10 protein-coding genes and 1 pseudogene are annotated in these 12724 nt (G+C 54.8%); 7 read left to right on the top strand and 4 right to left on the bottom strand.

Translation table 11 applies throughout. From position 1 onward, the window contains the following. Nucleotides 1-32 precede the first annotated feature (32 nt). From SSARUM2_RS18110 to SSARUM2_RS18090, 5 genes and pseudogenes are all read left to right on the top strand, one after another. Nucleotides 33-4655 (top strand): DUF637 domain-containing protein, encoded by a 4623-nt coding sequence (locus SSARUM2_RS18110; protein WP_060453045.1) that lies wholly within the window; start codon nucleotides 33-35, stop codon nucleotides 4653-4655. A 72-nt stretch (nucleotides 4656-4727) separates the two neighbouring features. After that, nucleotides 4728-5405 carry a deaminase domain-containing protein gene (locus tag SSARUM2_RS18105; protein WP_220668750.1) on the top strand — a complete coding sequence of 226 codons (678 nt, stop codon included), beginning with the start codon at nucleotides 4728-4730 and terminating at the stop codon, nucleotides 5403-5405. After that, the gene (locus tag SSARUM2_RS18100; RefSeq protein ID WP_043140454.1) at nucleotides 5402-5785 is read left to right on the top strand and encodes a hypothetical protein; all 384 of its coding nucleotides are present in this window, start codon (nucleotides 5402-5404) and stop codon (nucleotides 5783-5785) included. The genes SSARUM2_RS18105 and SSARUM2_RS18100 overlap by 4 nt, the downstream gene beginning before the upstream one ends. 165 nt (nucleotides 5786-5950) lie before the next feature. Further along, a pseudogene (locus SSARUM2_RS18095) lies at nucleotides 5951-7309 on the top strand (DUF637 domain-containing protein); the annotation flags it as partial. Further along, complete coding sequence (locus SSARUM2_RS18090) at nucleotides 7306-7572, top strand: hypothetical protein (protein WP_049213429.1); 267 nt, start codon at nucleotides 7306-7308, stop codon at nucleotides 7570-7572. The pseudogene SSARUM2_RS18095 and the gene SSARUM2_RS18090, both read left to right, overlap by 4 nt. A gap of 119 nt (nucleotides 7573-7691) precedes the next feature. On the opposite strand, the gene SSARUM2_RS18085 is transcribed toward SSARUM2_RS18090, so the two are convergent. The 4 genes from SSARUM2_RS18085 to purM all read right to left on the bottom strand — a co-directional run bounded on the left by SSARUM2_RS18085 (nucleotide 7692) and on the right by purM (nucleotide 10449). Then, a complete protein-coding gene (locus SSARUM2_RS18085) occupies nucleotides 7692-7907 on the bottom strand; it encodes a hypothetical protein (protein ID WP_060419990.1) in 216 nt (71 codons plus the stop codon). A gap of 200 nt (nucleotides 7908-8107) precedes the next feature. Continuing rightward, nucleotides 8108-8659 (bottom strand): spermidine N1-acetyltransferase, encoded by a 552-nt coding sequence (gene speG, locus SSARUM2_RS18080; protein ID WP_004941631.1) that lies wholly within the window; start codon nucleotides 8657-8659, stop codon nucleotides 8108-8110. Between the two features lie 114 nt (nucleotides 8660-8773). Continuing rightward, nucleotides 8774-9412 (bottom strand): phosphoribosylglycinamide formyltransferase, encoded by a 639-nt coding sequence (gene purN / locus SSARUM2_RS18075; RefSeq protein ID WP_049194849.1) that lies wholly within the window; start codon nucleotides 9410-9412, stop codon nucleotides 8774-8776. Then, nucleotides 9412-10449: a phosphoribosylformylglycinamidine cyclo-ligase gene (gene purM, locus SSARUM2_RS18070; protein ID WP_025303843.1), complete on the bottom strand. Its 1038-nt coding sequence runs from the start codon at nucleotides 10447-10449 to the stop codon at nucleotides 9412-9414. Before purM ends, purN begins: the two co-directional genes overlap by 1 nt. Before the next feature lie 255 nt (nucleotides 10450-10704). Here purM and upp point away from each other — a divergent pair, with 255 nt between their 5' ends. Next, the gene (gene upp, locus SSARUM2_RS18065) at nucleotides 10705-11331 is read left to right on the top strand and encodes a uracil phosphoribosyltransferase (protein ID WP_004941642.1); all 627 of its coding nucleotides are present in this window, start codon (nucleotides 10705-10707) and stop codon (nucleotides 11329-11331) included. 76 nt (nucleotides 11332-11407) lie between these two features. Beyond that, a complete protein-coding gene (uraA, locus tag SSARUM2_RS18060; RefSeq protein ID WP_021504398.1) occupies nucleotides 11408-12697 on the top strand; it encodes a uracil permease in 1290 nt (429 codons plus the stop codon). Nucleotides 12698-12724: the final 27 nt, after the last annotated feature.

Genomic DNA, 12724 nt, shown 5'->3' with positions numbered 1-12724 from the left:
GTTCAAAACAACATCCTTTCGAAGGAATGAATATGGATAAGTCCACTTCCCCTTTGGCGCGGGGCGCCAGCTATTTGCTGATCTACCTGACGGCTTTCCAGCCGTTGCACCCGGCGTTCGCCGCCGGCATTACCGCCGCTAACGGCAATACGCAGGTGGTTATCAAGCCGGGCGACGTGCCGGTGGTGAATATCGCTACGCCGAACGGGGCGGGGATTTCGCACAATACCTACAAGGATTTTAACGTCGGTGCGCCCGGTGCGGTGCTGAATAATGCCATCCAGGGTGGCAAGACCCAACTGGGCGTGACTATTGAGAATGCAAAGGGCAACCCGAATCTGAAAGGGAAGCCAGCAGAACTTATCATCAACGAAGTCACCGGAGGCAGTCGTTCCGAGCTGCAGGGCAAGCTCGAGGTGTTCGGCAACAAAGCCAACGTGATGATCGCCAACCCAAATGGCATCACCTGCAACGGCTGCGGCTTTATCAACGCGCCAGGCGTGACGTTAACCACCGGCAAACCGCAGTTCGACAAGCAGGGCGCGCTGGAGGCGCTGGAGGTGAAAAAAGGCGGCGTCACCATCGGCGGTAAAGGGCTGGACGGTTATAGCGCCGACTATGTTGACATCATCAGCCGCGCCACCGAAGTGAATGGGCAAATCAACGCCAACAGCCTGTCTTTGACCCAAGGCGCTAACCGCATCAGCTTCAAGGACGGCAGCATCAAACCGATCGCCGGGGAAGGCGCTAAGCCCCAACTGGCGGTGGATACCAAGGCACTGGGCGGCATGTATGCCAACAAAATCCGCCTGGTGGCCAATGAGAATGGGGTAGGGGTTAACCTGAAAGACCTTATCACCAATCAGCGAGATATCACGCTGAACGTGAACGGTAAAATCACTCTTAACGGCACTACGCACAGTAAGACCGACCTTAACGTCAGCGCGAAAGAGCTGCTTGTGGCGCCATGGAGCGTGGTACAGGCGGATCAGGACGCTACGCTGGCTAGCCCAACGCTCACCAACGCCTGGCAAATTACCGCCAGCCGCGATATTCGCGTGTTCAGCGATACGGTGCGTAACATAGGTGCCGATACCAAAATCCATGCCAATCGCAATCTGTGGATCCAGAAGGATGCGCAGGGCAACAAGGCTAGCCTGGTTGAAAACCGCTCCGCGACCATCAAGACTAATAGCGGTGATTTGGTTATACGCACGGAGCAACTGAACAACGTGCGAGATGTCGTGGGTGCTGGGTGGAAAAATATCCCAGGTAACTCCAAAGCGTTTAATAAATCTTCCGTGGGGAGTTATTACGGCACGCGACAGGGGGTGGATGCCGTAGTGATGCTGGAGCCTGAACTAAAGGACTTCGGTATAGGCAGTTGGTTTGGTGAAATCAATTTGTCGAAAAGCGATACGGTCAATGTGGGGCGGGATGAGTATCTGCTCGTTCAATCACGGATTCCTGGCGTGATTAACTCTGGCGGCAATGCTTATATCAACGCCGCTTTTTTATTAAACGATCAGTCGAACATCAAGGCTGAAAAAGACCTGATATTGACGGGGAAAGACTTTACCGTGAAAAGTCTGCAATTTGGTCAAAAAGACCTGTATTGGCGGCTAGGAACGGCAACTTTTGGTGTCGGCGATATAGCGCGTGATGAGGATGCGCCACCGGGAGATTGGGATTTATTGTATGTCACAGAAAAAGCACCTTATACCAAACAGCAAGAGTTGCAGAGTTGGCAAGCGAAAGGGTACCAGCAGTCCTTAATTAACGCAGGAAATAACTTAGTCGTTGACGTTAAAAACACCATTAATATAGATACCCCATTGCCCTACGATCCCTCTAATATAATAGAGGTTGGTAATAGCCCGCGTGTTGATACACTCGGTGCTAATAATATTCTGTTGCATGCAGGAAAAATATTTTTAACCGATAGCGTTGGTGCACGTACCGACTTGACTATCCAGGCGGACGATCAGGTCAGCCTTGGACAGGCCGCATTGTCTGCCGGAAGAGAGCTATCGATAACGGCTATCAACAATATCGACGCTTGGCAAAGCAGGCTTCAGGGTACGCAGGTTAATTTAATCAGCCGCTCAGGGGATATCAAAAGCCATTCAGCAATAACAACCCGCTATTTTCATCCCGATGGCAACGTGGCATTTGCCAACATCACTGCCAATGATCTGACGGTGAATGCAGGAAAAAACATCTTACTGAATGACACCGAACTGCATGTTGGCTGGAACATCACTGGCATGGCAGGAAAAAGTTTCACGATCTTCAATAACGATCGTTTATTGCCCCCGTCGGCTCTACTCACAAGTACGGGACGTGTCTCTGGCCAGCAGCATTTTAATCGGGCGTTTGCCGCACCTGGTAAGGCAGAGGTGAGAGAAAACATCACGATTATCGCCGGTGAAAATATCGATCTGCCGGGAACCTATCTGAAAGCAACATTGGATATGGTGTTGAACGCAGGAAAAAGTGTTCTTCTCGGGCTAAGAACGGTTAATCCAAGCTATAGCCATTATTTTAGTTCATCCCGAACGCCCGAATTGCGTGCAAGTATCAACGGCATGCGCAGTCTGCAGATTTCAGCCGGCATGGATATCGCCGCACCGGGGGCTTATCTTTATTCGGATGGTAATGTTACAGCCTATGCTGGCCGTAATCTCTGGTTGGGTTCGCAGGGCTATTCGTATCTTGATGCTACCAACGACAACAACAGGGACGATCGCCACCTAACCACTTTTGTGCGTGCAGGGAAAAACTTGACGTTGGCGTCGAACGAGGAGCTGTCGGCCAGTGGTTCGGCATTGTTGTCTGGTGGTGATATGACATTGAGCGCTGGCGGCAACATGCGTTTTGACGCGGTGCAAAATTATACCTATCGGGAGGGGGGGAACGAGTATACGGAAAGCCTGGCCCAACAAGGCAGTGAACTCAACGCGGGCGGTCTGATGACCGTTATTTCCAACGGCAGTATCTTGTTCCAGGCCACTAAATTGACGGCTAAAGGGGCGTTGGATGTGGCCGCCAAGGGCGGCTATCTCTACGCCCAGGCGATGGAAGAGTCCAGCCATTACGAGAAAAAGGAAACCAAGCGCAAATGGTGGGGCAAGAAAACCGAGGTTAAGCAGACCCGCCACGACGTGACCAACAAGGTTACCGAGTTTACCGCCGCCGGCAATATCACGCTGATGAGCCGCGACGACAGCACCTATGAAGCCAGCAAAATCGCCGCTGGACAAAACGCACGCCTGACCAGCTCCCGTGGCCAGGTTAACTTCCGCGCGGTGAAAAACACCTCTTTCGAACAGACCGTCAGCAATTCGAAAGGCTTCTTTATCAAGCAGGCCAATAAAGGGTACGAAGACAATAAGTGGGTGCTGCCGAGCATTCATACCGGTGGCGCCTTGACCGTAGAGGCCGCCAAGGGCGTCAGCGCCGATGTGAAGGTGAAAAACGGCCAGGCGCTGCAAAGCGCCATCGACGCCCTGGGCAATACGCCGGGCACCACCTGGGTCAAAGATCTGAACAAGCGCAACGACGTGCAGTGGAGCAAGGTCAAAGACGCTTACGACAGCTGGGATTACAAGAGCCAGCACCTGAACCCGGCGGTGGCGGCGGTGATCGCCATCGCGGCAGCGGCGGTGACCGCAGGCAGTTCACTGGCGGCCTCGGCGGCCTCCAGCGTTTCCGGCGCCGTGGGCGGCGGGGCGGTAACCAGCGGCGCGGTCACCGCCGGGATGTCTTCGCTGGCCTCCCAGGCGGCGGTGGCGCTGGTGGAAAACCAGGGCAACCTGTCAAAAACCCTGCAGGCGCTGGGTAGCAATGAGAACGTCAAGGCGACCGCCACGGCGATGGCGATCGGCGGCGCGCTCAACGGTTTCGACAGCGCGATGGGCTGGAGCAAGGACGCGGCGGGCAAACCGCTTAATCCAAACAACGTCAAACTGCCGCAGCTGAGCAACGGCGACTGGAGCAAGGTGGCGCAGCGGGTGGCCGGGCAATCGGTCATCAGCTCCAGCCTGAATACCGCCATCAACGGCGGCAGCTTCAAGGACAACCTGACCAATGCGCTGCTGGCGAACATCGGCAGCCAGGTTCAGGCCGAGGGCGCCAATCTGATCGGGGATAACGGTCAGGTTCTCAATATACCGGGCCGGGCCGTAAGCCATGCCGTTCTAGCGGGCGTGGCCGCAGAAATCGGCAAGGGCAATGCCAAAGGTGCAGCGGCAGGGGCGCTGGCGGCGGAGCTGGCCGGGGTGATCATCAATGATAATTTGGTCAGAAGTGAAGGCTGGCAAGAGCGTCAGGCTCAAATCAGCCGCGTAGCGGGCGCCTTTGCAGGGGCCATCGTAACCGCCAAAGCAGCAGGTGCCACCAGCGGTGCAAATGCGGGTGAGTTTGTCGAGCGTTTTAATCGACAGTTGCATCAGGAAGAACTCAACGCCATTAAAGCGTTGGCTAAGGGTGACAAGGAAAAAGAAGCGCGTCTGATGGCGGCTTCATGCCGAAAAGTAGCTTGCACCACGCAAGAGGCGTTGAACTCAGACGAACGCAAGCAGTTTGAAGCCCTGATGAATAAGTACCCGTCAACGCGGGATGAAGACGGCCTCATTGCCAATTACTGGGTATAAAAAGAGCGCCAGCGCTTCGGCAACTATCCGGCGTTTGCCGGCTATGACAGCGAAAAGTTATTCACGTATGATTTGGGCGACCAGATAACCGACGGCCAGCTGTTTGCTCGCAACCAGCAGATAGAACAAATCAGCAAGTTGACCGGGTGGTCGCCGGACTGGGTGAATGCCTCGGTGATGGCGGTCTCTATTGCCAGCACGTTTGCCGGTATGGGTAAAGCGAACGTCGGCAACCAGTACCTGTCATCCAAACTGGTAGGGCCAACCAGCGCCTGGAAAGGGTATCTGGTCAATGAGAAGACCGTTCAACAGGCTGCTGCGTTTAGGCAGCAGGTATTGGATGCTAGGGCGCCATTTGCGGAAAAAATCCGAAAAAAAGGAAATGCAGCTGTTGCACAAATCGATGTTCCTGGTATGCCGAAAACACTTGCGGCACACAGCAGGATAGCTAAAGCAGAAAAAAGTTTCATAGGTGATGGAAACCAAAACTTTAAATATGAAACCATTAAAAGTTCTGATGGTATCCTCATATCTAGGAATACAGATTCAGAGTACAAAATTCTGGACAACCTGGCTGATAAGTTAGGTAACAATGTATCAGCTGAGGGGAGAGTCACCATTTTCACTGAACGTGCTGCATGTGAGAGCTGCTTGGGTGTCGTAGAGCAATTTCAGAAAAAATACCCTGGAATAAAAGTAGAGGTTCTCGACAATAACGACGTAATGCTGATCCCTGGGAGATTGAAATGATGGATGAAGAACGCATGACTTATGAAGAATTGCGAGCTGAGTATTTAGATTGCTTTTATAGCTGTTGTAGAAGTCACATTAATGCTTTTAATAAAAATGGTACGACCTGGGAGTACGGTATTGAAGAAATAGGGTATGCATCTTATCAATACGAAAATGCACAGTTATCGCCTGTGGAAATGTTAATGCTGAAAGTGTTTACACTCATCCTTATAGCCGGCAGAGGGCCAAAAGATGTTGAGAATAATTACCGAAACTCAATTTCTTCCATTTTGGAAAAAACAAACCTTGAGTCTCTAATTCAAGGTATTGGCGAAGATGAAAAAAGCGATTTGCTTTATGATATGGAGTTGCTTGGATTGCTTGAGAAGCCTGAGTAACCTCACCGCTCCCAACAGTTTGAGGTTAGGCACGCTTTGCTCATGCAAATGAGCCAAGGTAAAAAGTACCACTATAGGCCACGGTTGACGGAAATCTAACGCCCATGCGAACGGCTCTCCGGAGCCGTTTTCTCTTGATGTTGTATTCCATATAAACGCCGATAGGACGCGGCGGGCAAACCGCTCAATCCAAACAACGTCAAACTGCCGCAGTTGAGCAACGGCGACTGGAGCAAGATTGCTCAGCGTGTAGCGGGGCAATCGGTCATCAGCTCCAGCCTGAATACCGCCATCAATGGCGGCAGCTTCAAGGACAACCTGACCAATGCGCTGCTGGCGAACATCGGCAGCCAGGTTCAGGCCGAGGGCGCCAATCTGATCGGGGATAACGGTCAGGTTCTCAATATACCGGGCCGGGCCGTAAGCCATGCCGTTCTAGCGGGCGTGGCCGCAGAAATCGGCAAGGGCAATGCCAAAGGCGCAGCGGCAGGGGCGCTGGCGGCGGAGCTGGCCGGGGTGATATTGGGCGACAATATCATCAAGCCGGAGGAGTGGCAGAAGAAATCGGAACAGCAGGCGCAGATGGCACGAGTGCTGGGCGCAGCCGCAGGCGCAGTCTTCACCGGCAAGTCTGATGGTGCTTACAGTGGCGCCACCGGTGGTGAGAATGCGTTCCGATACAACTATCTCAGCCACAAACAGCAAGAATTGATGGAGAAAGATTTGGCGGCCGCGAAATCGCCGCTCGATAAAGCGGTTGTGTTGGCGAACTGGGGAATAACGAGCCATACCCAGGATGGCGCCTTTGCGGCAGGTGTAGTCTCGGGCATCCCGGTTGAAATCAGCGATACGGTGGATGGTTTGGTCGCCGTGGCCAGTAATCCACGCGAGGCCGCGGATGCATTAATAGCTCTGATAAAGAACGATGAACGATTCTCGATTATCGGAGAGAGTGTGAAACAGGAATACCTGGGGCGGATCGAGACATTCAAGACGAAGTACGAACATGCCGGCGTGGATGGCGCTTTTGGTGCAGGTCTGGAGTTTGGTAAACTGACGATGGCCGGGCTAGGGCTGTTTGCTGGGGCCGCCGGTGCAGGTAAGCTGGGTGTAAAAATAACTAGTAACACGCTTAAAGCTACTTCCAAAGCTGCCGAGAAAAACACATTAATTGCTCTAGACCGCATGCCCAAAAGTGAGACGAAACTTCCGTGGGACTCTTGGCAAAATTATCCGAAAAAAACAGTTGATGGACGTCAATACGCACGTATAGGTGATCGTCTTTACTCTCAACATGCCGTTGACCGAATGCAACCAACAAGCTTAGGTTCCCCAGCAGGAACCATTGGACCTGGAAAAACCATTTCTCCAAATATAGTTGAACATGTAATTAAAACAGGTGTTACTGAAACAAGCATATCCAATGGTATTCAAAGGACAATTTATCGGGCTGGTGACATTGGTGTGGTTACTGAAAACAATGGTAACATCATAATCACAATCCTTCGTAGGAGTGAAAAATGAGTGAGTGGATTTATCCCGATGTAATTAAAAAACTTAGGTTTTCCTGTGTGGCCTTTTTAGAGGGAAAACTATCTGTGGCTGAAGTTCAATCAGAAATAGATAACGCAGGTAACAGTATTGTAGCGATAGAGGAAAAATGGTTACGACAGTTGCTACTTGATGCGGAAAGCGATATTGAACTTTTGATCTTCACTATTGACAATGAAAAATTGACAGCAGCTGTTACACCTATCGTACAGAATATTATCAAGGAAATAAGTTAGGAAATGGCTTCGCCCCTATTTCAGCAACGTGCTATGCATCATAAATAGGTAAATAATACCGTTTATGGAGGCTGCTGACCCACGTATGGAAACGGCTCTTCGGAGCCGTTTCTGTTTTTTTATCGTCCTCGCCCCGAAAACCGCAATACCAGCCCTATCAACAGCAACGCAGCGCCCGAGGCGTAGAGTGGGAACCAGCGCGTCCACCAGAGCGGGGAAAACAGCGGGGCGCTATTGGGATCTGCGGAGGCGTAGCCGCTATAGGTATTTAGGCCGGCGGTTATGGCGAACATGACCAGACCGATAAAAAGCAGCAGGTTTGAGATGGTCGTCATTATATTTTCCTTTGTAGAGGTAGAGGGTAACTCTTACTATCAATATGAATTATTGTTCGATTAATTATCTCGGGAAATATTATTTATTTCCGCATTCATCAGACTATTTCCTGACGATAAAATAGCATGCCTTAATACTAGCCACTTATTTCCCAATAAAAAACCCGCCTGCGCGGGTTTTCTCTTTTTCTTGCTGACCGTCACTTCACCAGCGGCTTATCATTGGGCGTTTTGAACTTCGCCAGGTATTGCGGCTGGAAGATGCACATGCGCAGCACGGTGCGGTATTCGCCGTTGACGAAGAACTCGTCGATCAGCTCGCCTTCCACGTTGAAGCCCAGCTTGCTGTAGATGTGGATCGCCTTCGGGTTCTCTTTGTCGACGATCAGGTACAGCTTGTACAGGTTCAGCACCGAGAAGCCGTAGTCCATCGCCAAGCGGGCGGCGGTGCTGGCATAGCCTTTGCCCTGGTGGGCGGGATCGATGATGATCTGGAACTCTGCGCGGCGGTGGATGTGATCGATCTCCACCAGCTCCACCAGGCCGACCTTGGCGCCTTCGTGCTCGATGATAAAGCGGCGCTCGCTCTGATCGTGGATGTGTTTGTCGTAGAGATCGGAAAGCTCGACAAAGGCTTCGTAGGGTTCTTCAAACCAATAGCGCATAACGCTGGCGTTGTTGTCCATCTGGTGGACGAACGACAGATCGTCCCGTTCCAATGGGCGTAACCTGACGCTGGCAGTGCTGGACATGTGGGCTCCTCTGTGCCGTGAAATTGTGCAAAGTATAACTTCACAGAATGGATGAAGGCGAAAAAAAAACGGCGCCGCGTGGGCGCCGTTTAGGCAAGGTTCAGGATGCGCGCATCAGTCGGCGGCGTGGCCCTGCTCAGGCAGGCGTTCGCCGTCCAGCCAGGCGGCGCCATCGCGCATCGCCAGGCGGCCGTCGACGAACCAGCTCACCACCAGCGGATAGATCGTGTGTTCCTGGGTTTGCACCCGTTCAACCACGTCATCCTCTTCGTCGTCAGCGAAAATCGGCACCTTGGCCTGCAAAATCACCGGGCCGCCGTCGAGCTGTTCGGTCACGAAGTGCACCGAGGTGCCGTGTTCGCTGTCGCCGTTGTCGATGGCCTGACGGTGAGTATGCAGCCCCGGGTATTTCGGCAGCAGGGAAGGGTGAATGTTCAGCATGCGGCCGGCATAACGCTGCACGAACTGCGGGCTGAGGATGCGCATGTAGCCGGCCAGCACCACCAGATCGGGCTGGTGCTGGTCGATGGCGTCCGCCAACGCGGCGTCGAACGCCGTGCGATCGGCATAGGCCTTGGCATCCAGCGCCTGGGTGGCGATGCCCGCCGCCTCGGCGCGTTGCAGGCCATAAGCCTGCGCCTTGTTGCTGAACACCGCCACGATCTCGGCGGCGATGCGGCCCTGCTGGCAGGCGTCAATCAGCGCCTGGAGATTGCTCCCCTGGCCGGAGACCAACACCACGATCTTTTTCATCAGTTGATGACCACTTGTTGTTCGTCGGAAGAGGCGGTCAGTTTACCGATTTTCCACGCTTTTTCACCTGCCGCGGTCAGCAGCGCGATGGCCGCTTCCACTTCGGCCTCCGGCAGGGCGATGACCATGCCTACGCCGCAGTTGAAGGTGCGGTACATTTCATGGCGGCTGACGTTGCCGGCCTGCTGCAGCCAGGTGAACACCGCCGGCCACTGCCAGCTGGCTTCGTCGATCACCGCCTGCATGCCTTCCGGCAGCACGCGTGGAATGTTTTCCCAGAAGCCGCCGCCGGTGAGGTGAGCGATGGCGTGTACGTCCGCCTTCTCGATCAGCTCCAGCACGGACTTCACGTAAATCTTGGTCGGCGCCAGCAGGTGGTCGGCCAGCGGTTTGCCTTCCAGCTGGGTGGCGGTCGGATCGGTGTTGCTCACTTCCAGGATCTTGCGCACCAGCGAGTAGCCGTTGGAGTGCGGGCCGGAAGCGCCCAGGGCGATCAGCGCGTCGCCGGACTGCACTTTGCTGCCGTCGATGATCTCGGATTTTTCGACTACGCCGACGCAGAAACCGGCCACGTCGTAATCTTCGCCGTGGTACATGCCCGGCATTTCAGCGGTTTCGCCGCCCACCAGCGCACAGCCGGACTGTTTGCAGCCTTCGGCGATGCCGGTGATCACGCTGGCCGCGGTGTCCACATCCAGCTTGCCGGTCGCGTAGTAGTCGAGGAAGAACAGCGGCTCGGCGCCCTGAACCACCAGATCGTTGACGCACATCGCCACCAGATCGATGCCGATGGTGTCGTGGCGTTTCAGATCCATCGCCAGACGCAGCTTGGTGCCCACGCCGTCGGTACCGGAAACCAGCACCGGCTCGCGGTATTTCTGCGGCAACGCACACAGGGCGCCAAACCCGCCCAGACCGCCCATCACTTCCGGGCGACGGGTCTGTTTAACTACACCTTTGATGCGGTCTACCAATGCGTTGCCAGCATCGATATCGACACCTGCGTCTTTATAGCTGAGAGAGGTTTTGTCGGTCACTGCGCGATTCCCCACGACGGTTTGCGGTTTGAAAACTGTGCTTCCGATGTTGATTCCGGAATAAGGCGCGGCAATTCTAACAGCGCAGGCAAACGTTTGCGAGTGGCTTGTGAACCGGCTCCGCTTTTTCGTCATCTATACTGATATTCAAACTTTTGTTGATCCCGATCGGGCTATTGTGGGTGGCGCGGTGAAAAAAAGGAGGTATAATCCCGCGATTTTTTTGGCCGCAACCACCTTAATAGGAGAAAAATGATGAAGATCGTTGAGGTGAAACACCCGCTGGTAAAACACAAGCTTGGCCTGATGCGCGAAAATGACATCAGCACCAAACGCTTCCGTGAGCTGGCCTCAGAAGTGGGTAGTTTACTGACCTATGAAGCGACCGCCGATCTGGAGACGGAAAAAGTCACCATCGAAGGCTGGTGCGGGCCAGTTGAAGTGGATCAGATCAAAGGGAAAAAGATTACCGTAGTGCCGATCCTGCGCGCAGGCCTGGGTATGATGGAAGGGGTGCTGGAGCACGTGCCGAGCGCGCGCATCAGCGTGGTGGGCGTATACCGCGACGAAGAAACCCTGGAGCCGGTGCCGTACTTCCAGAAGCTGGTTTCCAACATCGAAGAGCGCATGGCGCTGGTCGTCGACCCGATGCTGGCCACCGGCGGTTCGATGATCGCCACTATCGATCTGCTGAAGAAAGCCGGCTGCCACAGCATCAAGGTGCTGGTTCTGGTGGCGGCGCCGGAAGGCATCGCCGCGCTGGAGAAAGCGCACCCGGACGTTGAGCTGTACACCGCCTCCATCGATCAGTGCCTGAACGACAAGGGCTACATCGTGCCTGGCCTGGGCGATGCGGGCGACAAGATATTTGGTACCAAGTAAACATTTGAGCCGACTTAACGAGTCGGCTTTTTTTTGACTAAAACCTATAAAACCAATAAACCGAGGAAAAGCACACATGACCCGTCGCGCCATCGGCGTCAGCGAGCGCCCGCCGCTGCTCCAGACCATTCCGCTCAGCTTCCAGCACCTGTTCGCCATGTTCGGCGCCACCGTGCTGGTGCCTATCCTGTTCAAGATCAACCCGGCGACCGTGCTGCTGTTCAACGGCATCGGCACGCTGCTGTATCTGTTCATCTGTAAAGGCAAGATCCCGGCCTACCTCGGTTCCAGCTTCGCGTTTATCTCGCCGGTGCTGCTGCTGTTGCCGCTCGGTTACGAAGTGGCGTTGGGCGGTTTCATCATGTGCGGCGTGCTGTTTTGCCTGGTGGCGCTGATCGTGAAAAAGGCCGGCACCGGCTGGTTGGACGTGATGTTCCCGCCGGCGGCGATGGGGGCGATCGTCGCGGTCATCGGGCTGGAGTTGGCGGGCGTGGCGGCCAACATGGCGGGGCTGCTGCCGGCGGAAGGCACCAGCGCCGATTCGACCACCATCACCATTTCGCTGGTGACGCTGGCGGTCACGGTGCTCGGCTCGGTGCTGTTCCGCGGCTTCCTGGCGATTATCCCGATCCTGATCGGCGTGCTGGTGGGCTATGCGCTGTCGTTCTTCATGGGCGTGGTGGATTTGACTCCGATTCGCGAGGCGCACTGGTTCGCGCTGCCGACCTTCTACACTCCGCGCTTTGAGTGGTTCGCCATCTTCACCATTCTGCCGGCGGCGCTGGTGGTGATCGCCGAGCACGTCGGCCACCTGGTGGTGACCGCCAACATCGTGAAGAAAGATCTGATCCGCGATCCCGGGCTGCATCGCTCGATGTTCGCCAACGGCATTTCGACGGTGTTCTCCGGCTTCTTCGGCTCTACGCCGAACACCACCTACGGTGAGAACATCGGCGTGATGGCCATCACCAAGGTCTACAGCACCTGGGTGATCGGTGGCGCGGCGGTGTTGGCGATCCTGCTGTCCTGCATCGGTAAGCTGGCGGCGGCGATCCAGGCGGTGCCGGTGCCGGTGATGGGCGGCGTTTCCCTGCTGCTGTACGGCGTGATCGGCGCCTCGGGCATTCGCGTGCTGATCGAGTCCAAAGTGGATTACAACAAAGCGCAAAACCTGATTTTGACCTCGGTGATCCTGATCATCGGCGTGAGCGGCGCCAAGGTGCATATCGGCGCGGCGGAGCTGAAAGGCATGGCGCTGGCGACCATCGTGGGTATCGGCCTGAGCCTGCTGTTCAAGGTCATCAGCCTGTTCCGCAAGGAAGAAGAGGTGCTCGACGCGCCGGACGAACCGGCGGAGCAGAAGTAACGAAAAGGGCAGCCCAGGGGCTGCCCT

The organism is Serratia sp. K-E0102 (assembly GCF_029962625.1).
Taxonomy (GTDB): Bacteria; Pseudomonadota; Gammaproteobacteria; order Enterobacterales; family Enterobacteriaceae; genus Serratia; species Serratia sarumanii.
The sequence above is the reverse complement of the archived record's forward strand: the minus strand, read 5'-3'. Positions and strand labels throughout refer to the sequence as shown.

What these genes read in the sequence shown, in the direction of transcription:
- speG (WP_004941631.1), bottom strand. Translation starts at nt 8,659, where the DNA reads ATGTCCAGCACTGCCAGCGTCAGGTTACGCCCATTGGAACGGGACGAT.
- SSARUM2_RS18100 (WP_043140454.1), top strand. Translation starts at nt 5,402, where the DNA reads ATGATGGATGAAGAACGCATGACTTATGAAGAATTGCGAGCTGAGTAT.
- purN (WP_049194849.1), bottom strand. Translation starts at nt 9,412, where the DNA reads ATGAAAAAGATCGTGGTGTTGGTCTCCGGCCAGGGGAGCAATCTCCAG.
- SSARUM2_RS18090 (WP_049213429.1), top strand. Translation starts at nt 7,306, where the DNA reads ATGAGTGAGTGGATTTATCCCGATGTAATTAAAAAACTTAGGTTTTCC.
- uraA (WP_021504398.1), top strand. Translation starts at nt 11,408, where the DNA reads ATGACCCGTCGCGCCATCGGCGTCAGCGAGCGCCCGCCGCTGCTCCAG.
- SSARUM2_RS18085 (WP_060419990.1), bottom strand. Translation starts at nt 7,907, where the DNA reads ATGACGACCATCTCAAACCTGCTGCTTTTTATCGGTCTGGTCATGTTC.
- SSARUM2_RS18110 (WP_060453045.1), top strand. Translation starts at nt 33, where the DNA reads ATGGATAAGTCCACTTCCCCTTTGGCGCGGGGCGCCAGCTATTTGCTG.
- upp (WP_004941642.1), top strand. Translation starts at nt 10,705, where the DNA reads ATGAAGATCGTTGAGGTGAAACACCCGCTGGTAAAACACAAGCTTGGC.